General features: G+C 61.8%; 20 protein-coding genes. 16 read left to right on the top strand and 4 right to left on the bottom strand.

What is annotated here, in order from left to right; translation table 11 throughout:
• Nucleotides 1-164: 164 nt before the first annotated feature.
• Genes cobJ through cobG form a run of 4 tightly spaced genes read right to left on the bottom strand, consistent with a single transcriptional unit; the run spans nt 165 to nt 4510 of the window.
• Nucleotides 165-1865: a precorrin-3B C(17)-methyltransferase gene (cobJ, locus tag FGA82_RS01500; protein ID WP_141125784.1), complete on the bottom strand. Its 1701-nt coding sequence runs from the start codon at nt 1863-1865 to the stop codon at nt 165-167.
• Nucleotides 1865-2599, bottom strand: coding sequence for a precorrin-2 C(20)-methyltransferase (locus tag FGA82_RS01495; RefSeq protein WP_008078151.1), 735 nt, complete (start codon nt 2597-2599; stop codon nt 1865-1867). The genes cobJ and FGA82_RS01495 overlap by 1 nt, the downstream gene beginning before the upstream one ends.
• On the bottom strand, nt 2596-3222 hold the full coding sequence (locus FGA82_RS01490) for a precorrin-8X methylmutase (protein ID WP_115985456.1): 627 nt from the start codon (nt 3220-3222) through the stop codon (nt 2596-2598). Before FGA82_RS01490 ends, FGA82_RS01495 begins: the two co-directional genes overlap by 4 nt.
• Entirely contained in the window at nt 3215-4510 is a 1296-nt protein-coding gene (cobG, locus tag FGA82_RS01485) for a precorrin-3B synthase (RefSeq protein WP_283242287.1), read from the bottom strand. Before cobG ends, FGA82_RS01490 begins: the two co-directional genes overlap by 8 nt.
• 132 nt (nt 4511-4642) lie before the next feature.
• Here cobG and cbiE point away from each other — a divergent pair, with 132 nt between their 5' ends.
• The 16 genes from cbiE to FGA82_RS01405 all read left to right on the top strand — a co-directional run bounded on the left by cbiE (nt 4643) and on the right by FGA82_RS01405 (nt 20484).
• Complete coding sequence (cbiE, locus tag FGA82_RS01480; RefSeq protein WP_141125782.1) at nt 4643-5854, top strand: precorrin-6y C5,15-methyltransferase (decarboxylating) subunit CbiE; 1212 nt, start codon at nt 4643-4645, stop codon at nt 5852-5854.
• Nucleotides 5847-6944 (top strand): cobalt-precorrin-5B (C(1))-methyltransferase, encoded by a 1098-nt coding sequence (locus tag FGA82_RS01475; protein WP_141125781.1) that lies wholly within the window; start codon nt 5847-5849, stop codon nt 6942-6944. The genes cbiE and FGA82_RS01475 overlap by 8 nt, the downstream gene beginning before the upstream one ends.
• A complete protein-coding gene (locus FGA82_RS01470) occupies nt 6941-7669 on the top strand; it encodes a cobalt-precorrin-6A reductase (protein ID WP_141125780.1) in 729 nt (242 codons plus the stop codon). The genes FGA82_RS01475 and FGA82_RS01470 overlap by 4 nt, the downstream gene beginning before the upstream one ends.
• A 159-nt stretch (nt 7670-7828) precedes the next feature.
• Nucleotides 7829-8131: a type II toxin-antitoxin system RelE/ParE family toxin gene (locus FGA82_RS01465; protein WP_122606498.1), complete on the top strand. Its 303-nt coding sequence runs from the start codon at nt 7829-7831 to the stop codon at nt 8129-8131.
• Between the two features lie 3 nt (nt 8132-8134).
• Nucleotides 8135-8425 carry an addiction module antidote protein gene (locus tag FGA82_RS01460; RefSeq protein WP_077570750.1) on the top strand — a complete coding sequence of 97 codons (291 nt, stop codon included), beginning with the start codon at nt 8135-8137 and terminating at the stop codon, nt 8423-8425.
• Nucleotides 8426-8523: 98 nt separating this feature from the next.
• The gene (locus tag FGA82_RS01455; RefSeq protein WP_141125779.1) at nt 8524-8922 is read left to right on the top strand and encodes a DUF2946 domain-containing protein; all 399 of its coding nucleotides are present in this window, start codon (nt 8524-8526) and stop codon (nt 8920-8922) included.
• Between the two features lie 48 nt (nt 8923-8970).
• Complete coding sequence (locus FGA82_RS01450) at nt 8971-9450, top strand: copper chaperone PCu(A)C (RefSeq protein WP_141125778.1); 480 nt, start codon at nt 8971-8973, stop codon at nt 9448-9450.
• A gap of 21 nt (nt 9451-9471) precedes the next feature.
• Complete coding sequence (locus tag FGA82_RS01445) at nt 9472-9918, top strand: DUF2946 domain-containing protein (protein WP_141125777.1); 447 nt, start codon at nt 9472-9474, stop codon at nt 9916-9918.
• A gap of 84 nt (nt 9919-10002) precedes the next feature.
• Nucleotides 10003-12123 (top strand): TonB-dependent copper receptor, encoded by a 2121-nt coding sequence (locus tag FGA82_RS01440; protein ID WP_141125776.1) that lies wholly within the window; start codon nt 10003-10005, stop codon nt 12121-12123.
• A gap of 151 nt (nt 12124-12274) precedes the next feature.
• Nucleotides 12275-13654: a PepSY-associated TM helix domain-containing protein gene (locus tag FGA82_RS01435; protein ID WP_141125775.1), complete on the top strand. Its 1380-nt coding sequence runs from the start codon at nt 12275-12277 to the stop codon at nt 13652-13654.
• Between the two features lie 256 nt (nt 13655-13910).
• Nucleotides 13911-15176, top strand: coding sequence for an urea ABC transporter substrate-binding protein (urtA, locus tag FGA82_RS01430; protein ID WP_095188277.1), 1266 nt, complete (start codon nt 13911-13913; stop codon nt 15174-15176).
• 143 nt (nt 15177-15319) lie between these two features.
• On the top strand, nt 15320-16822 hold the full coding sequence (urtB, locus tag FGA82_RS01425) for an urea ABC transporter permease subunit UrtB (protein WP_141125774.1): 1503 nt from the start codon (nt 15320-15322) through the stop codon (nt 16820-16822).
• Entirely contained in the window at nt 16822-17901 is a 1080-nt protein-coding gene (urtC, locus tag FGA82_RS01420; RefSeq protein ID WP_141125773.1) for an urea ABC transporter permease subunit UrtC, read from the top strand. Before urtB ends, urtC begins: the two co-directional genes overlap by 1 nt.
• Complete coding sequence (urtD, locus tag FGA82_RS01415) at nt 17898-18767, top strand: urea ABC transporter ATP-binding protein UrtD (protein ID WP_007918913.1); 870 nt, start codon at nt 17898-17900, stop codon at nt 18765-18767. Before urtC ends, urtD begins: the two co-directional genes overlap by 4 nt.
• A gap of 135 nt (nt 18768-18902) precedes the next feature.
• Nucleotides 18903-19601 (top strand): urea ABC transporter ATP-binding subunit UrtE, encoded by a 699-nt coding sequence (gene urtE / locus FGA82_RS01410; RefSeq protein WP_053116875.1) that lies wholly within the window; start codon nt 18903-18905, stop codon nt 19599-19601.
• Nucleotides 19602-19644: 43 nt separating this feature from the next.
• On the top strand, nt 19645-20484 hold the full coding sequence (locus FGA82_RS01405) for an urease accessory protein UreD (protein WP_141125772.1): 840 nt from the start codon (nt 19645-19647) through the stop codon (nt 20482-20484).
• Nucleotides 20485-20614 lie beyond the last annotated feature (130 nt).

Here is a 20614-nt window from a genome sequence, read left to right as displayed (position 1 = left end):
CATGATTCGGTAACAAACAGACGCATGACCCGTCGTTCGATAAACAAACGAAGCGGCACTCCCAACGGATGCACCGCCGTAATTTAAACTTAATCGTCCGGTAATGAATTTCGACTTGATGTCACACCGAGGCAACTTGTTTACAACTTGCCTCGGCTCGGCACTCAGGAAAGCGGCTTTTCGCCGTACCAGCGCGGCGTGTAAACCCAATCACCGCCGCTGGCACGCGCAAATGTGCAGGTGGTGGACGAACCAATCAGCACCATGGTGCGCATGTCCACTTGCTCAGGGGTCAATGCGCCCAGTGTCGTGGTGAGTAGAGTCTGGCCGGGACGACCGATGTCGCGACCCAACACCACCGGTGTTTGCGGTGTGCGATGCTGCGCGACAATCTCCAGCGCCCGGCCCAGTTGCCACGGACGTGCACGCGAGATCGGGTTGTAGAACGCCAACGCCAGATCCGCTTCGGCGGCCAGATCCAGACGCTTTTCGATGATCGACCAAGGCTTGAGGTTGTCCGACAGCGACATCACGCAGAAGTCATGCCCCAGCGGCGCTCCGGCTTGCGCGGCGGTGGCCAGCGAAGCGGAAACGCCCGGAAGGATTTCCAGATCGACGCTGTGCCACGCCGGATCCGTGGACTCGTGCAAGGCTTCGAGCACTGCCGCAGCCATGGCGAACACACCCGGATCACCCGAGGACACGACAATCACCGAGCGCCCCTCGGCGGCCAGCCTGAAGGCGTGACGGGCGCGCTGCATCTCTTCGCGGTTGTCGGTGCAGTGCTGCACCTGATCGTCGCGAAACGGCCCGGCCATGCGCACGTAAGTTTCGTAACCGAGCACATCGGTGGCGCGGGCCAGCTCGGCTTTCACTGCTGGCACCATCAGCTCGGCAGCGCCGGGGCCGAGGCCGATCACGGCGAGACGACCGCGTGGCCGGCCAATGCTGGAAACCTCCAAAGGCTGCTCGGCAACCGCGATTGCCATGCCGTGGCCAGTCAGGACCGTTGCCGCTGGCACTGCGACGCGCGCCAGGGTTTCGATATCGCTTTGCGCCGCGACAAAGCGCAGCGGCACACCCAGTTCAAGCGCCGCTTCACGCAAAAGGGGCGAAGCCATTTGCGTCTCGCTGGCCAGCAGACAGGCCAGCGATTGCACGGCAATTTTTGCCTGCTGCAACGCGCTGCGAACGGCATCCGCCAGGTCTGATGTTTCCGCACTCACCGCTACCGCCACGCTGCGTGGATAGATCAGCAGCTCACTGGCACTCGCCTCACGCGCGGCACTGCCGACATGAATCGAGCGCTGTGCCTGCGGATTTTCTGGCAATTGCGCCTGTTCCAGCCACGGCGCCGCGCCTTCGATGCGCACACTGTGACCGGCCAACAGATCGGAGACAAAACGCTTGCCCAGCTCCAGATCGCCCAGTGCGTAACCGCTCGGCGGATTGAGCAGGCACGTACCAAAACGCAGCTCGCCGCTGGTGGTGATTGCTGCGGCGACTTGCAGCCCGGCAGCGATGTCCCGCGCCATGACATTCACCCCGCCGAGCCCCCCCAACAACGGCACCACGGCGCTGCCGTCTTCGGCCACGGCGAGCACCGCAGGTTCAGCGCCCTTTTCCAGCAGCAGCGGCGCCAGCGTGCGGATGACGATGCCGGCCGCGCACAAGGCAATGATCGGCGTGTCCTGCTGATACAGCGCGCGCAAGATCGCGCCGAATTCCTGATACGTGCAATCGGCGCCTTCGACGCGCCCGGCGAGGCCGTGGATCTGCGCCGCCGGATAGACCTGCTGAATGCGCCGCGCGGTGGCCAGGCTGCCCTGACCGAGAATGACGATGGCGGGGGTGGATTGAGTCATCAGCCTTGCCACCGTTCGCCCGGCACGATGATCAGCGAGAAGTACGGCGACGACATCGGCTCGACCTGATCCATCGGCACGATCTTCTGATTGGCCATGGTCGCGCGCTCGACGTACAACGCGCGTTCTGCCAGGCCGAGTTCTTCCAGCACCTGACGCACTTTCGGGAAGTTGCGCCCCAGCTTCATGATCACCGCCGCGTCGGCGTCGGCCAGTCGGCGTTTCAACTCTTCATGGGGCAACACGCCGGAGAGCACCGACAGGCTCTGATTGCGATATACCAACGGCGCGCCCAGCACCGAAGCGCCGCCGAGCATCGAGCACACGCCCGGCACCACTTGTGCTTCGTAGCGAGTGGCGAGGCGATCGTGCAGGTACATGTAGGAACCGTAGAAGAACGGATCACCCTCACAGATCACCGCCACATCGCGACCGGCATCCAGATGCGCCGCGACCGTTTCGGCGGCTTCGTCGTAGAAATCGCTGATGACCTGCTCATAGGAAAGCGGCGCCGGCAGCGCTTCGGTGGTCACCGGGTAAACCAGCGGCAGCAGGTTCTGCGCCTCTTGCAGGTGCGCCTCGATGATCCCGAACGCATTGCCCTTTTTGCCCTTGGCGACGAAGTACGCCACCACCGGCGATTCGCGCAACAGGCGCAGGGCCTTGACGGTAATCAGTTCCGGATCACCGGGGCCGACGCCCAGGCCAATCAAACGTCCTTGAGCCTGCATCATTCGATCTCCGTGGCGAGGGCATTGACCGCAGCCGCAGCCATGGCGCTGCCACCGAGACGGCCTTGCATGATCACGAATGGCACGCCACGGCTGTCGGCGGCCAGAGCGGCTTTCGATTCGGCGGCGCCAACGAAGCCGACCGGAAAGCCCAGAATCAGCGCCGGTTTCGGTGCGCCGGCGTCGAGCATTTCCAGCAGGTAGAACAGCGCCGTCGGCGCATTGCCGATCACCACCACGCTGCCTTCCAGATGCGGACGCCACAGCTCCAGCGCGGCAGCGGAACGGGTGTTGCCCAACTCGCGGGCCAGTTCCGGCACGCTGTCGTCGCGCAGGGTGCAGATCACTTCATTGTTGGCTGGCAGGCGTGCACGGGTCACGCCTTCGGAGACCATCCGCGCGTCACAGAGGATCGGCGCACCGGCCGCCAGCGCATCGCGCCCGGCCTTGCCCGCACCCTCGGAGAACTGCAGACCGTCGACGGCTTCGACCATGCCGCAGGCGTGGATCACCCGCACCGCGAGTTTCTCCAGATCGGCCGGGATGCGCGCCAGATTGGCCTCGCTGCGAATGATCGCGAAGGAGTTGCGATAGATCTCCTGACCGTCGCGGATGTAATCAAGCATCAATGGGGCTCCGAGAGCGGGCGGCGAGCAGGGTCGCGGCCGCTTCAATAGTAAGGTTGCGTGCGTGCAGCGCGCCGAAACCCGGCAGCGTTGCATCGCGAAAATAGAGGTCGTAATGACCGGGACTGACGGCCAGCAACGTCACCGGGGCACAGTGGGCGGCGGCGCAAGAGCGCGTGCAGCCGCTGAGATGGACGTTGAGGGCCGAGGGCAGCAACGTCGCCAGATGACGAGCGTCCGGCTTGGTGTCGGCCAGGCCTTTGCCGCAGCCATTGGAGCCGGTGCAGGCGATCAGGCGTGCAAGGGGTTCGGCAGCGCGGGTCAGCAGCTTCAGTTGTTCAAGCCCCTCGAGCACTTGAGACGCATCGCTTGCTTTGACGTCCGGCACCAGCAGGCTTTGCCAGGGTGTGAAACGCAGGCTGCCATTGCCGAACTGGCGGGCCAGTTGCGCCGCCCCACGCAGCATTGTCGGGTCAAGACGGCCCAGCGCCGGCACCGCCCCGATATACACCCGGTCCGGTGTATTTTGCCGATGAACGCCGATGTGCAGATCGTCCGCAACGGCTGTGCGCTGCCATTGGCCGATCGTATTGATCGGCAGTCGCGCGCTCAGTTGTTCCAGAAACGCTGGTATCGGCAATTCGTCGAGCAAATGGCGCATGCGCGTCTGCTCGGGACGCGCCAACGCCAGGAACAGCTCCAGCACTGCCACCACCAGCGCATGAGCATGTTCCAGCGCCACTGCGCCGACCGCGCGCTCCGTCGGGCTTCCGGCCAGACCGAACGCCAGCCAGGTTTCACCATCACGTTCGAATGCTGACAACCACAGATCATGCGGATGTTCGAGCATCGCCAAGGCTTCGCCGCCATCCAGTTGCACGGCGAACTTGGCGCTCAGCTCGTGGAAACGGGGATGGCTTTGCAGCGTGTCGAGGATCTGTTCGGCGAGGGGCCGGGTGTCGAAGTGCATCTGTCGGTCGATCCCGGCCGCGGGGCTGAGCATCAGATTGCGCACATCGTCACCGGCCGCCGTGCGCGGGCCGAGACCGGCGGCGAGCAGACGCTCGATCAGCGCAGCAGAGTGCTCGCCGATCCCGCGAATCTGCAGATTGGCGCGGTTGGTCGCTTCGATAGCCCCGCCGAACTGTTCGGCGGCATCGGCCACTGCATCAGCCTGATCGGCACTGATCGAGCCGCCATTGAGCTTGATCCGGCAGATGCCGCCGTCCAGTGCCTGGACGATACGCAGCAACCCCGGGCAGGCCGAGGGGCGTAAGGCGGTGGACATCGGGCGTTCGTTCAAGGGGCTGACCGGCTGCGTGGGAAAGGCGCTTCGCGGGCGAAGGCGCGGTATTATGCCTGCTTTGTCCGCTGGCATGAAAAGTCTGCCCGTCGGAACGGCGTGTTTAGAGGAATATAGATGTCACCCTGGCTGACGGTAGTGGGAATCGGTGAAGACGGCTTCAAGGGCCTGGGCAAAAACGCCCGGCGTGCCCTGCTGGGCGCCTCGCGGATCGTCGGTGGCCAGCGCCAACTGGATTTGCTGCCGGTGTGTATTCGCGGTGAGCGGCAGTTGTGGCCGAGCCCGTTTTCCCTCGCGCCGGTGCTGGAGCAACGTGGCGAAGCGGTCTGCGTATTGGCCAGTGGTGATCCGATGTTTTACGGCGTCGGTGCCAGTCTCGCCCGCCAGGTGCCGAGCGAGGAGATGCTGATCCTGCCCGCACCGTCGTCGTGCTCGCTGGCCGCTGCCCACCTCGGCTGGCCGTTGCAGGAGGTGGTGACGCTGTCGCTGGTGGCCCGACCGCTGGCGGCGCTCAATGCCCAATTGTTCAGTGGCGTGCGGCTGTTGTTGCTGAGCAACGACGGTCAGAGTCCGGCGGCGGTCGCGCAATTGCTCTGTGAGCGCGGATTTGGTCCCAGTCGCATGAGCGTTCTCGAGCATCTGGGCGGTGACGCCGAGCGGCGCATCGACAGTATCGCCGACGCCTGGGACGACGCGCCGATAGCCGACCTCAATGTCATCGCCATCGAGTGCCTGGCAGATATCGATGCCCCGCGCCTGTCACGTTTGGCCGGGCTGTCCGACTCTGCCTTCCAGCATGACGGCCAACTGACCAAACGCGATGTGCGCGCCATCACCCTCGCCCGCCTCGCCCCGACACCCGGCGAACTGCTCTGGGACGTCGGCGCCGGCAGCGGCTCGATCGGCATCGAGTGGATGCGCGCGCATCCCAGTTGCCGCACGTTGGCCATTGAAGCGGATGACGGCCGTCAACAATTGATCGAGCACAACCGCGATGCCTTGGGCGTGCCCGGACTGCAATTGATTCGCGGCAAGGCTCCGCAGGCGTTGGCCGGACTGGAGCGCCCGGATGCGATTTTCATCGGCGGCGGCGTGACCCGTGAGGGCGTCTTCGAAACCTGTTGGGAACACCTCAAGCCCGGTGGTCGTCTGGTGGCCAACGCAGTGACCCTGCAAAGCGAAGTCGCCCTGATGAACTGGCGCGAACGCTATGGTGGCGAGCTGACGCGCATCCATGTCGCCCAAGCGCAGCCGCTCGGCGAGTTTGACACCTGGCGGCAGGCGCTGCCGATCACCCTGCTCGATCTGGTCAAACCCCTTGATGCGTGACGAAACCGCCGAACAACCTGCGCCCCTGCGCAGCGGCCTGACCACCGGCAGCTGCGCCACCGCCACCAGCCTTGCCGCCGCGCGCCTGTTGCTCGGCGGGGTTTCGGCCGACGCGGTGCAGATCGTGTTACCCAAAGGCAAACAGGTGCAGATGCGTCTGGAGTTCTGTCGTTTGACCGATGACGGCGCCGAGGCCGGGACGATCAAGGATGCTGGCGACGATCCCGACGTGACCCACGGCGCCCTGCTCTACTCGCGGGTGCGGCTGCTGAGCGAGCCGGGAATTCGCTTCAATGCCGGTGCCGGCGTGGGCACCGTGACTCGGCCGGGACTGGTGCTGGGTGTCGGCGAACCGGCGATCAACCCGGTGCCGCGCAAAATGATCAGCGATCACCTGACATTGCTCGCCGCCGAGACCGGTTACGGCGGCGGCTTCGACGTCACCGTCAACGTCGAGGGCGGCGAAACATTGGCGCTGAAAACCATGAATCCGCGACTGGGCATCCTCGGTGGATTATCGATCCTCGGCACCAGCGGCATCGTCCGGCCGTTCTCTTGCGCGGCCTATATCGCCTCGATTCATCAGGGCATCGACGTAGCGAAAACCAACGGTTACCTGCACATCGCCGCCTGTACCGGCAACGCCAGCGAAGACACCATGCGCCGGGTCTACGATCTGCCGGAAATCGCCCTGATCGAAATGGGTGACTTCGTCGGCGCCGTGCTCAAGCATTTGCGCAAAGTGCCTGTGGATAAGCTCAGCCTGTGTGGCGGCTTCGGCAAGATCAGCAAACTGGCGGCCGGGCACATGGATCTACACTCGCGGCATTCCAGTATTGATTTGCCGCAACTGGCGGAGTGGGCGGCGGCGATTGGCGCGGATGAGGCGTTGCAGCAAGGCATTCGTGAAGCCAATACCAGTCAGCAGGCGCTGGCCATGTCCAGTGCGGCAGGGATCGCGCTCGGTGATGAAGTCTGTCGACATGCGTTGAATTTCGTTCGCAGCGTGGTGCCCGCACAGGTGCAGGTCGAGGTGTTTGCGATTGATCGTCAGGGCGGCATAGTCGGGCAGGCCGGAGGTTTTGCATGAAGCGGATTTTGCTGCTCGGTGGCGTCACGGAAGCGCTGGCGATTGCTCGCACGCTGGGGCCGCAACATATTTACAGCCTCGCCGGTGTTGGCCGGGTGCCGACGGATCTGACTTGTCAGGTACGCGTCGGTGGTTACGGTGGCGCTGCAGGGCTGGCGCAATTCATTCGTGACGAAGGCATCGACCTGTTGCTCGATGCCACGCATCCCTATGCCGCACAGATCAGCCAGAACGCTGCGAGCGCCGCGCGACTGACCGACATCCCCTGCTGGGCCCTGCGCCGTCCGGCCTGGCAGCCGCAGCACGGTGATGATTGGCGTGAAGTCCGCGACTGGGCCGAGCTGATAACCGCCCTCAAACCCTTTCGTCGCCCGCTGTTCACCCTCGGCCGTGAACCGCTGCAGCACCTCGATGAAATCCCTCAGGATCAGTTTTGGACCCTGCGCGCCCTCGACGTCTACCCCGGCAACGAACGCTGCGAAGTGATCGGTGCGCGGGGGCCGTTTCTGCTGGAGGATGAGCGAGCACTGTTCGAACGGCGGCAGATCGATGTGTTGATCAGCAAGAACAGCGGCAGCACCGCGACCGAGCCTAAGCTGGAAGTGGCGCGTGAGCGTGGGGTGCCGGTGATTGTGTTGAAGCGACCGGGGTTGCCAGGGGTTGATCGGGAATTTCGATCAGCGTCTGAAGTCCTTGAAGCCCTGACGACGTCAGACTTTTCCTGACTTCGAATTTATTTGCGAATTTACCTGCAATTTTTGAGGACGCAGCCGACTGTTTTTCACTACATCCTCACCCCAATACTTCGGTTCCTTTAATCCCGACAAGCAGACAGCCAAGAAAAGCGGCTTGCCAGCTTGTATCCCAAGGAATACGATCCCGACATGATCGCTTTTGAACGATCCCGCATATTTTCAGAATGGCTCGACTCCTTGAAAGACATCAAAGGGAAAGGCCGAATCATCTCCAGAATTAAAACAGCCGAAAATGGCAACTTCGGTGATTGCGGGTTCGTCGGTGACACTGTTTATGAAATGCGTGTTCATTACGGCCCTGGTTACAGGATGTACTTCACACGCAAAGGCGAAGTGATTTATCTGCTGCTGATCGGGGGCGACAAATCGACACAAAAAAGAGATATCAAACGCGCCGTGCAGATGGCTCATAACATCGGAAATGAGGAGTAAATCATGAGCGAAGAATTCGCCCGTTTTGACGCCGCCGAGTACCTCAAGACTCCCGAGGATATGGCGGCATATCTGGATGCCTGTTTTGACGACGATGAAGGCGATGGCGTCCTGATTCGTGCAGCACTCAATGACATCGCCCGAGCTCAAGGCATGACACAAGTGGCGCGGGATGCAGGTTTGGGCCGCGAAAGTCTTTATAAAGCGCTGAGTAGCACTGGCAATCCCGAATTCGCAACTATCATGAAAGTCATGAAGGCTCTGGGTTTGCGATTGCATGCCGTAACACTGTGAAAGCGCTGCGACACCAAACCGCACGACGCTTTTTTACTTATCGGCCCTGATCAGGCTAAATAGCCCGCGCCTGATCGCCCACCCAATGGATCTGTCCCATGAACCGACAACGGCTAGCATTTGCCTGGATCGCCTGCTTTGCAGTGCTGTTCAACATGCTCGCCATGCCGATGACCGGGGCGATGGCGCAGGCGGCCAGTTCACCGGCCGAACAGTTGCTCTGGAGCAGTTTCTGCACCGGCAGCGGGACGAAGATGGTGGCGATCAACATCGGCACCAGCGATCAGAAAGCCCCGGCCAACGATACACATTCGAACATGCAGCATTGCTGGTGTTGCTCAGGCTCGGCGCCCTTGGTGGCGCTGCCGGGGCATTCGCCGCAGCTGTATTTCGCCCGCTACGAAAGCAATCGCAGCGTCGCGCCCGCTTCTCTGCAAACACTGACTCCGCGCCAGCAATGGCCGAGTCTCAATCCCCGTGCTTCCCCTCTGGTTTGATTTGTTCGCGCAATTGACCTGCGTTTCAAATCGTTCTGGAGAACTGCCATGTTGAACAAACTCATCGTCGTCGCTGCGCTGCTGTTGCCGGCGTGCTTTGCCCATGCTCACGAATACAAGGCCGGCGCGCTGGAAATCGCCCATCCGTGGTCGCAAGAGCTGCCGCCGAATGCACCGACCGTTGCCGCCTATTTCGTCATTCACAACGCTGGCAAGACTGATGATCGCCTGCTCAGCGTCGACTCGCCCATCGCCCCCGAAGCGCAACTGCACGAGCACGTGATGCAGGGCGATCTGATGAAGATGCAGCAAGTGCCGAACGTGGCCATTCCGGCCGGCGGCAACGTGACGTTTGCGCCGATGGCCTATCACGTGATGCTGCTCAACCCGACTGATCGCAGCCTGCTCAGCGACGGCAAACGCTTCCCGCTGACCCTGCATTTCGAGAAGGCCGGTGACGTCACCGTCGAAGTCTCGGTGCAGAAGAAGCCACCGGAAACCACGCAGGCCCACGCGCACGCTCAGTAAGCCTTCCGGCAGACTCCGCCCATGCGCCCGCTGAGCGCCAGGCCGCCACTGCAACGCCGTCAGACTGAACACCTGACCCGCGGCAGCTGGATCGCCCTGTTCGCCATGTTGATGATCTTCATCGGCCCACTGATTTCTCAGTCGATGCCGATGGATCAACACGCCTCGACGTCCATGCCGATGAGCATGGACATGTCGATGGCCATGCCGGGCATGGATCACAGTGACCATGACGCGAAACCAAATGCCGAACACTGCCCGCCGCAATCCTCGCACCACGTGCTGTGGGAAAAGTGCGGCTATTGCAGCCTGCTGTTCAACTGCCCGGCGCTGACCGGCGGCGGCGATTTCGTTGCCTTCAATATTGCGCCGCTGAACACCTTCACCCCACCCTCCCCGCGCTTGGGCCACGCCCGGCAGACCTTCTTCCCCGGCGCCCGCAGCCGCGCCCCGCCCATCGCCGCGTAAACACGCACCTTTGATTGCACACGGTTGAGAAGACAGCTTGAGGCTGCCGGCCGTGTCGTTTACGACTGTTTGATGGAAATTGTCATGTCCAGGTTTGCTGCTGTTCCACGCTCGGGTTGTGCCCCGGCGTCCTTAGCTTTGAACGAATCGCGGATTCGTTTCAGGCACGCTACCGCCGTCCTTTGCGGCGTCCTGCTGTCCCCGCTGGTGCTGGCCGACGACCACGCCGGCCACAATGATGAACTCAGCCCGACGGTGATCACCGCGATCGCGCCGAGCTCGCCGCTGACCATCGTCACCAATCCAAAAGACCCGCGCCAACCGGTGCCGGCCAGCGACGGCGGCGATTATCTGAAGACCATTCCGGGCTTTGCGCTGGTGCGCAATGGCGGCACCAACGGTGATCCGGTGCTGCGCGGCATGTTCGGCTCACGTCTGAATATCCTCACCAACGGCAGCATGATGCTCGGCGCCTGCCCGGGGCGCATGGACGCGCCGACCTCGTACATCTCGCCGGAAACCTACGACAAACTCACCGTGATCAAAGGCCCGCAAACCGTGCTGTATGGCCCGGGCGCGTCGGCGGGTACGGTGCTGTTCGATCGTGAACCGGAAAGCTTCGGCGAACTCGGCACCCGCGTGAACGCAAGCATTCTGGCTGGCTCTCACGGCCGCTTTGACAAGGTCGTCGATGCCGCTGCTGGCGGCCCGTTGGGCTACGTGCGGGTGATCGGCAACACCGCGCACTCCGACGACTACCGCGACGGCAATAACGACATCGTTGCCTCACGTTACGACAAGTGGAACGGTGACATCGCGGTCGGCTGGACGCCGGATGCCGACACCCTGATCGAACTCACTGCCGGCAAAGGCGATGGCGAAGCGCGCTACGCCGGGCGCGGCATGGACGGTTCGCAGTTTCTGCGTGAAAGCCTCGGCCTGCGTTTCGAAAAATCCAACATCACCGACGTGCTGGAAAAACTCGAAGCGCAGGTCTACTACAACTACGCCGACCACGTGATGGACAACTACACCCTGCGCACGCCGTCCGGCACCGGGATGATGGCGGGGCCGATGGCGTCCAACGTCGACCGCCGCACCCTTGGCGCACGGATCAAGGCGACCTGGCGCTGGGCTGACATTCAACTGATCACCGGCCTCGACGCGCAGACCAACGAACACCGCCAGCGCAGCGGCATGGGCATCGATACCTACAAGGATCAGCCGTACAGCAAGGACGCCGATTTCCATAACTACGGCGTGTTCAGCGAAATGACCTGGTACGCCGCCGACCGTGATCGCCTGATCACTGGCGCCCGGGTCGACCGCGCTTCGGCCAAGGATTATCGGCAGACCACCGGTTCGGGAATGATGACTCGCCCGAACCCGACCGCCGACGACACCCGCGCCGACACCCTGCCGAGCGGTTTCATCCGCTACGAGCATGACCTCGCCGACAGCCCGACCACACTGTATGCAGGCCTCGGCCACGCGCAGCGCTTCCCGGATTACTGGGAACTGTTTTCGCCCAAGTCCGGCCCGGCGGGATCGGTCAACGCGTTCGATTCGATCAAACCGGAAAAGACCACGCAGTTCGACTTCGGCGTGAACTACAAGAGCGCCGACCTCGAAGCCTGGGCCTCGGGTTACGTCGGCGTGGTCCGCGATTACATCCTCTTCGATTACACCCCGGGAATGATGGGCATGAGCACCTCGCGCGCCGAGAACATCGACGCGCGAATCATGGGCGGTGAACTCGGTGCCGCGTACAAACTCACCGACCACTGGAAAGCCGATGCGACCCTGGCTTACGCCTGGGGCAAGAACAGCAGCGACGGTTCGGCCCTGCCGCAAATGCCGCCGCTGGATGCACGCTTCGGTCTGACCTATACCGAAGACAACTGGAGCGCCGGCGCACTGTGGAGGGTGGTTGCCGCGCAAAACCGTATCGACCAGAACAAGGGCAACGTGGTCGGCAAGGATTACGACAAGAGTTCCGGCTTCGGCGTGTTCTCACTCAACGGTGCCTATCGGATCAACAAGAACTGGAAGGTCAGCAGCGGCGTCGACAACCTGTTCGGCAAAGCTTACGCCGAACACCTGAACCTGGCGGGCAACGCCGGGTTCGGCTACCCGGCCAACGACCCGCAAGCGATCAATGAACCGGGGCGCACGCTCTGGACCAAGGTCGACATGAGTTTCTAACAGCCCACACACCCTGTGGGAGCGAGCTTGCTCGCGAAGGGGACGGCACATTCAACATTGATGCCGCCTGATACGACGCCTTCGCGAGCAAGCTCGCTCCCACAAGGGTTGCAAAACAACTAGAAGATCCAAGCCAAGCGGAGCACACGTGATGAAACAGCCCAAACCGAATTTCTACAACCTGGCCTGGCGTTGGCATTTTTACGCCGGCCTGTTCGTCGCCCCGTTCATGGTGATGCTGGCCCTGACCGGCATCATCTACCTGTTCAAACCGCAGCTCGATTCGCTGATGTACAGCAGCCTGCTCAACGTCCCCGCCGGCCATCACACGGTCCCGGCCGATGACTTGCTGCAACGGGTGAAAAGCGCTTATCCACAAGGCCAGGTCACCCAATACCTGCCGCCGGTCAACGCCGAACGCAGCGCACAGTTTGTGGTGAAGAACGCGGCGCAGGAACTCAACGTATTCGTCGATCCGTATCACGGCGACATCCTCGGCGAGCAGGATGCCAAGCAAAACCTGCAAGCTATCGCCCGGGCCATCCACGGCGAATTGATGATCGGCACCGTCGGTGACCGTCTCATCGAAATGGCCGCCGGTTGGGGCGTGGTGCTGGTGGTGTCCGGCCTGTTCCTGTGGTGGCCGCGCGGTCAGGCAGCGGGGATTCTGTGGCCGCGCCTGAACAGTCGCGGTCGCGTGTTGTGGCGTGACCTGCACGCGGTCACCGGGTTCTGGGGTGCAACCCTGCTGCTGGTGATGCTGCTCAGCGGCATGACCTGGACCGGTTTCTGGGGCAAGCAATACGCGCAGGTATGGAACGTGTTCCCGGCGGCGATGTGGGACAACGTACCGACCTCCGACATCGAGGCACGAACCCTTAATACTGCCACGCGCCAGACCGTGCCATGGGCGATGGAAAACACACCGATGCCGATGTCCGGCGACCACGCCGAACACATGAATCACGGCGCCACCAACGCGGGGCCCGCAGCACCCGCCATCAGCCTGCAAGACGTGCAGAACATCGCCACCGAGGGCAAGGTCGAACCCGGTTACAGCATCACCCTGCCGACCACCGCTACCGGCGTGTTCACCATCGCCGTGTTCGCCGATGACCCACGCAACGACGCCACCCTGCACGTCGATCAGTACACCGGCAAGGTCCTCGCCGATGTCCGCTTCGAGCAATACGGCAGCGTCGCCCGCGCCACGGAAATCGGCGTGATGCTTCACGAAGGCAAAATGTTCGGCACCTTCAACCAGATCGTCGTGCTGCTGATCTGCCTGATGATTCTGCTCAGCGCCGTCAGCGGCGTGGTGATCTGGTGGAAGCGTCGGCCACAGGGCAAATTCGGCGTGCCGCCGCTGCGCCATGATCTGCCGAAATGGAAAACCGGCGTGGTGATCATGCTCGCACTGGCGGTGGTGTTCCCATTGGTGGGGGCTTCGCTGGTGGTGGTGTGGCTGCTGGATCGATTGCTGCTGTCACGGATGAACCGGCAAAACGAGTCTGCGTCGACTTCATCCTGAAACCGCACTCGACCTTCTTCAACGCCAATCCCGTGCGGGCTCCCCTGCACGGGATTTTTTTTGCGCCCCAATCTGGCGCGGCGGCCTGCACCAATGCGCCATAGGCGTTCCTTCGTGGTGCATGCGCTGCGCAGCCAACCGCTCTAACACGACATTTTCTTGCCAAAACCCGACCGGGCACAGCCCTTGCAAAACACCCTTCAGTCGTCCGCATCTGCCAACCAAAAAAACTTCAAACGTTCATGGAGATCGCACAATGAAGCGTCGCAGTTTGATCAAGGCTTTCACACTCACGGCATCCATTGCCGCGATGGGCATGACCTGGACTGTCCAGGCCGCCGAGACCATCAAGGTCGGGATTCTGCATTCGTTGTCCGGCACCATGGCGATCTCCGAAACGTCGCTCAAAGACATGGCGCTGATGACCATCGACGAGATCAACGCCAAGGGCGGCGTCAACGGCAAGATGCTTGAGCCGGTCGTGGTTGACCCGGCGTCGAACTGGCCGCTGTTCGCCGAGAAAGGCCGGCAGTTGCTGACCCAGGACAAGGTCGCCGTGGTGTTCGGCTGCTGGACTTCGGTATCGCGTAAATCGGTGTTGCCGGTGTTCGAAGAGCTCAACGGTTTGCTGTTCTACCCGGTGCAATACGAAGGCGAAGAGATGTCGCCGAACGTCTTCTACACCGGCGCCGCGCCGAACCAGCAAGCGATCCCGGCGGTTGAGTACCTGATGAGCGAAGAAGGCGGCAGCGCCAAGCGCTACTTCCTCCTCGGCACCGACTACGTCTACCCGCGCACCACCAACAAGATTCTGCGTTCGTTCCTGCATTCCAAAGGCGTCGCCGACAAGGACATCGAAGAGGTTTACACGCCGTTCGGTCATAGCGACTATCAAACCATCGTCGCCAACATCAAAAAATTCTCGGCGGGCGGCAAGACTGCGGTCATCTCGACGGTCAACGGCGACTCCAACGTGCCGTTCTACAAAGAGCTGGCCAACCAGGGTTTGAAAGCCACCGACGTGCCGGTAGTAGCGTTCTCGGTCGGCGAAGAAGAACTGCGCGGCATCGACACCAAACCGCTGGTGGGCAACCTCGCGGCGTGGAACTACTTCGAGTCGGTTGAAAACCCGCAGAACCAGAAGTTCGTCGCTGACTGGAAGGCCTACGCGAAGAAACACAATCTGCCGGGCGCGGATAAAGCCGTGACCAACGACCCGATGGAAGCCACTTACGTCGGCATCCACATGTGGGCGCAAGCGGTTGAGAAAGCCAAGTCCACCGACGTCGACAAAGTCCGTGAAGCCCTCGCCGGGCAGACTTTTGCCGCACCGTCGGGTTACACCTTGACCATGGACAAGACCAATCACCACCTGCACAAACCGGTGATGATCGGCGAGATTCAGGCTGATGGTCAGTTCAACGTCGTGTGGCAGACCGAAGGGCCGATCCGTGCGCAACCGTGGAGCCCGTTCATTCAGGGCAACGACAAGAAGCCGGATTATGCGGTGAAGAGCAACTGAGTTATCCCGCTCAACCTGATCGTTCCCACGCTCTGCGTGGGAATGCCTCAATGGACGCTCTGCGTCCGCTCTTGGGACGCGGAGCGCCCCGGGCTGCATTCCCATGCGGAGCGTGGGAACGATCACTACGCAAGGCCACGCATATGCGCACTGCCCTCTACCGCTTGCTTCTAGCCATCGCGCTGTTACTGCCAATGCTGGCCCATGCCGGCGAAGCCGAAGACTTCGTCGCGGCCAATCCCGTACAACAGGCCAAACTGCTGGAAACCTGGGCCGCGCAGCCCGATCCGGCGCGTATCGAATTGATCAACGCCCTGCAACAAGGCGAGCTGACCATCGACGGCCAAGCGAAAACCCTGCGCCTGAACAATCGCCTGCGGGGTCTGATCGACACCGCCATGGCCAGCCACCAATTGCTCGCCGCCGACGCCAAAATCCGTCTGACTGCCGCGCAGCAATTGCAGAAAAGCGCGAAACCCGCGCAGCTGAAATTCCTCGACCAGCAACTCGCTGGCGAAAAAGATCAAAGCGTCCATGCCGCCCTGAGCCTGGCGCTGGCCAATCTGCAACTGGTCGACACGGACCCGGCCGTGCGCCTCGCGGCGGTGCGATTGCTCGGCGAAACCGGAGATCCACTCGCCCGTACCCGCCTCGAAGGCTTGCTCGAACCCGGCGTCGAAGCCGACACCAACGTGCGCACCGCCGCCGAAACCAGCCTCGCTCAGGTCAAACGCAAACTGCTGATCGGCGAAGTGCTCGGCCAGGCGTTCAGCGGCATGTCGCTCGGTTCGATTCTGCTGTTGGCGGCACTCGGTCTGGCGATCACCTTCGGCCTGCTCGGGGTGATCAACATGGCCCACGGTGAGATGCTGATGCTCGGTGCCTACTCGACGTATGTCGTGCAACTGATGTTCCAGCGCTACGCACCGCAAGCGATTGAGTTCTACCCGTTGATCGCGCTGCCGGTGGCGTTCTTCGTCACGGCGGCGATCGGCATGGCACTGGAGCGCACGGTGATTCGTCACCTCTATGGCCGACCACTGGAAACCCTGCTCGCCACCTGGGGCATCAGCCTGATGCTGATTCAGCTTGTCCGTTTGTTGTTCGGCGCACAGAACGTTGAAGTCGCCAACCCGGCGTGGCTGTCCGGTGGGATTCAAGTGCTGCCTAATCTGGTGCTGCCGTACAACCGCATCGTCATCATCGCCTTCGCACTGTTCGTCGTCGTGCTGACGTGGCTGCTGCTGAACAAAACCCGCCTCGGCCTCAACGTCCGCGCCGTCACCCAGAACCGCAACATGGCGGCTTGCTGCGGTGTGCCCACCGGGCGCGTCGACATGCTCGCCTTCGGCCTCGGTTCGGGCATCGCCGGCCTCGGCGGTGTGGCGTTGAGTCAGATCGGCAACGTCGGCCCAGACCTCGGCCAGAGCTACATCATCGACTCGTTCCTGGTGGTGGTGCTCGGCGGCGTCGGGCAACTGGCCGGTAGCGTACTCGCAGCATTTGGCCTGGGTATCGCCAACAAGATTCTCGAACCGCAGATCGGTGCGGTGCTCGGCAAGATCCTGATCCTCGCGCTGATCATTCTGTTTATCCAGAAACGTCCGCAAGGCCTCTTCGCACTGAAAGGACGGGTGATCGACTGATGAACCAGCCTCTGCTTGTTACCGCTACACAAAAGGCCGGGCCGAAAGTCACCATAGCGGTCGGCGCGGTGATCCTCGCGCTGCTGATCGCCCTGCCGTTGCTATCGTTGTTGCCGGCGGAAAGTACGCTGTCGGTCTCGGCATACACGCTGACGCTGGTCGGAAAAATCCTCTGCTACGCCATTGTCGCGCTGGCGCTGGATCTGGTCTGGGGTTACGCCGGTCTGCTGTCGCTGGGCCACGGTCTGTTCTTCGCCCTCGGCGGTTATGCGATGGGCATGTACCTGATGCGTCAGGCCGCCGGCGATGGTCTGCCGGCGTTCATGACCTTCCTGTCGTGGAGCGAATTGCCGTGGTACTGGACCGGCACCAGCAGCTTCGTCTGGGCCATGTGTCTGGTGGTATTGGCGCCGGGGTTGCTGGCGCTGGTGTTCGGTTTCTTCGCCTTCCGCTCGCGGATCAAAGGCGTGTATTTCTCGATCATGACCCAGGCTTTGACCTTCGCCGGCATGCTCCTGTTTTTCCGCAACGAGACCGGGTTTGGCGGCAATAACGGCTTCACCAATTTCCGCACGATTCTCGGTTTCGGCATCACTGAACCGGGCACGCGCGCAGTGTTGTTTCTGGCCACGGTGTTGTTGCTGGTGGCGAGTCTGTTCATCGGCTGGCGCCTGGCGCAGAGCAAGTTCGGTCGCGTGCTGACCGCATTGCGCGATGCGGAAAACCGTCTGATGTTCTGCGGCTACGACCCGCGCGGTTTCAAGTTGTTCGTGTGGGTCTTGAGCGCGGTGTTGTGTGGCTTGGCGGGTGCGTTGTACGTGCCGCAAGTGGGGATCATCAACCCCAGCGAAATGTCGCCGACCAACTCGATTGAAGCGGCGGTGTGGGTGGCTCTTGGCGGTCGCGGCACGCTGATCGGGCCGTTGCTCGGTGCCGGTGTAGTCAACGGCATGAAGAGCTGGTTCACCGTGGCGTTCCCGGAATACTGGCTGTTCTTCCTCGGCGCGCTGTTCATCGTGGTGACGCTGTACCTGCCCAAAGGCGTGATCGGTCTGCTGAAGAAACGAGGTGAACAATGAGAGTCACGGCGAGCGCTGAATTCATGCTGGAACCGGCCTTCTTTCCCGTCGAACCGAACAAGGACGCCGGCACCAGCCGCGACTCGATCGGCCTCGGCCAACGCGTCGGCCCGGGGCTCGACACCCGTCACGGCACGATCCTCACCCTGGAAGACATCAGCGTCAGCTTCGATGGCTTCCGTGCGCTGAACAATCTCAACCTGTACATCGGCGTCGGCGAACTGCGCTGCATCATCGGTCCCAACGGCGCCGGCAAAACCACGCTGATGGACGTGATCACCGGCAAGACCCGCCCCAGTCACGGCAAGGCGTGGTTCGGTGAAACGCTGGACCTGACGCAGATGAGCGAAGTGCAGATCGCTCAGGCCGGCATCGGTCGCAAGTTTCAGAAGCCGACGGTGTTTGAAGCGCTGAGTGTGTTTGAAAACCTTGAGCTGGCGCAGAAGACCGACAAGTCGGTATGGGCCAGTTTGCGTGCGCGACTGAGTGGTGAGCAGAAGGATCGCATCAGCGAAGTGCTGGAGACGATTCGCCTGACCACCTCGGTCAATCGTCAGGCGGGCTTGCTCTCTCACGGACAGAAGCAGTTTCTCGAGATCGGCATGTTGCTGATGCAAGACCCTCAACTGCTGCTGCTCGATGAGCCGGTGGCGGGCATGACTGATGCGGAAACCGAGTTCACGGCTGAGTTGTTCAAGAGCCTGGCGGGTAAGCATTCGCTGATGGTGGTGGAGCATGACATGGGGTTTGTCGGCTCGATTGCCGACCATGTCACCGTGTTGCACCAGGGCAGCGTGCTGGCCGAAGGCTCGCTTGAGCAAGTGCAGGAAAACGAGCGCGTGATCGAGGTCTACCTCGGTCGCTGAAGACCTAGATCGTTCCCACGCTCTGCGTGGGAATGCCGCCATGGACGCTCTGCGTCCGCCGTTATGTGACGCAGAGCGTCACGGGATGCGTTCCCACGCAGAGCGTGGGAACGATCACCGGGGGAGATTTTGGACATGCTGCAAGTCGACAAGCTGCACCAGTACTACGGCGGTAGCCACATCCTGCGTGGTCTCTCATTCGACGTGAAAGTCGGCGAAGTCACCTGCCTGCTCGGCCGTAACGGTGTCGGCAAGACCACCCTGCTCAAATGCCTGATGGGCTTGCTGCCGGCCAAAGAAGGCGCGGTGAACTGGGAAGGCAAACCGATCACCACCTTCAAGCCGCACCAGCGTGTTCACGCCGGAATTGCCTACGTACCGCAGGGCCGCGAGATCTTCGGACGCCTGACGGTGGAAGAGAATCTGCTGATGGGTTTGTCGCGTTTCCCCGGCAGTGAAGCCAAAGAAGTACCAAGTTTCATCTACGAATTGTTCCCGGTGCTGCTACAAATGAAGCAGCGTCGCGGCGGTGATCTCTCCGGCGGTCAGCAACAGCAGTTGGCGATTGGTCGTGCGTTGGCCAGTCGTCCGCGTTTACTGATCCTTGATGAACCCACCGAAGGCATTCAACCCTCAGTCATCAAAGAGATCGGCGCGGTGATCAAGAAACTTGCAGCGCGCGGTGATATGGCGATTCTGCTGGTGGAGCAGTTCTACGATTTCGCGGCGGAACTGGCCGATCAATACCTGGTGATGTCCCGGGGCGAGATCGTCCAGCAGGGTCGCGGTGAAAATATGGAGGCCGAGGGTGTGCGCGGGCTGGTAACGATCTAGTACAACGAACTAATCTGTAGCTTCCTAACGATAATTACAAACCATGAATTCGACTGTTGCACCTGCCCTGTTTACCCCGAGCTGGCACGCCGAGCTGGAACTCGCTTACGCCCGTTTCGGCGACTGCACACGCCCGGTCATGCGCCGCCACCTCGGCCCGCTACGGGTGCAAAAGCACCTGTATGCCGAAGGCCCCGAGGTCTGCCAGCACATCATCGTCCACCCGCCGGGCGGGATTGCCGGCGGTGATCGCCTCGACATCAGCGCACGTGTCGAGCAACACGCCTGGGCACAGATCACCAGCCCCGGCGCGGCCAAGTGGTATCGCGCCGGTGGGCCGGCTTATCAGAAGCTCGACTTGAAAGTAGCGGCCGGGGCGACGCTGGAATGGTTGCCGCAGGAGACCATCGTCTACAGCGCCGCGCAGGCCGAATTGACGACCTCGATCGAACTTGAAGGCGATGCGCGGCTTTTCTACTGGGACGTCGTGGCGCTGGGTCGCCCGGCCAGTGGCGAGCGTTTTGACCGTGGGCATTTTCAGGCGCACCTGGATATTCGCCGCGATGGCCGATTGCTCTGGCACGAGCGCCAGCGCATTGTCGGGAACGATGGTTTGCTTGATTCGCCGATCGGGCTGGATGGCAATCCGGTGTTTGCGACGTTGTTGGTGACCGGTGAGATTGATGCTGAGTTGCTTGAGCGTTGTCGCTCGCTGGATCATGACATTCGCGGGGATCTGACCCAGTTGCCGGGGTTGTTGGTGGCCCGTTGTCTGGCCAGTGAAGCATTGCTCGCCCGCGCCTGGCTGATCGATCTTTGGCGTTTGCTACGGCCGGTACTGCTAGGCCGCGAAGCTCAGCCACCCCGAATCTGGAACACCTGAAATGCATTCCCCTGTAGGAGCTGCCGAAGGCTGCGATCTTTTGATTTTGTTTTTAGAGATCAAGATCAAAAGATCGCAGCCTTCGGCAGCTCCTACACGTGTACGACATCATTTTTAACTGCCGATATTG

Source organism: Pseudomonas fluorescens (assembly GCF_005938625.1).
Taxonomy (GTDB): Bacteria; Pseudomonadota; Gammaproteobacteria; order Pseudomonadales; family Pseudomonadaceae; genus Aquipseudomonas; species Aquipseudomonas fluorescens_BD.
The sequence above is the reverse complement of the archived record's forward strand: the minus strand, read 5'-3'. Positions and strand labels throughout refer to the sequence as shown.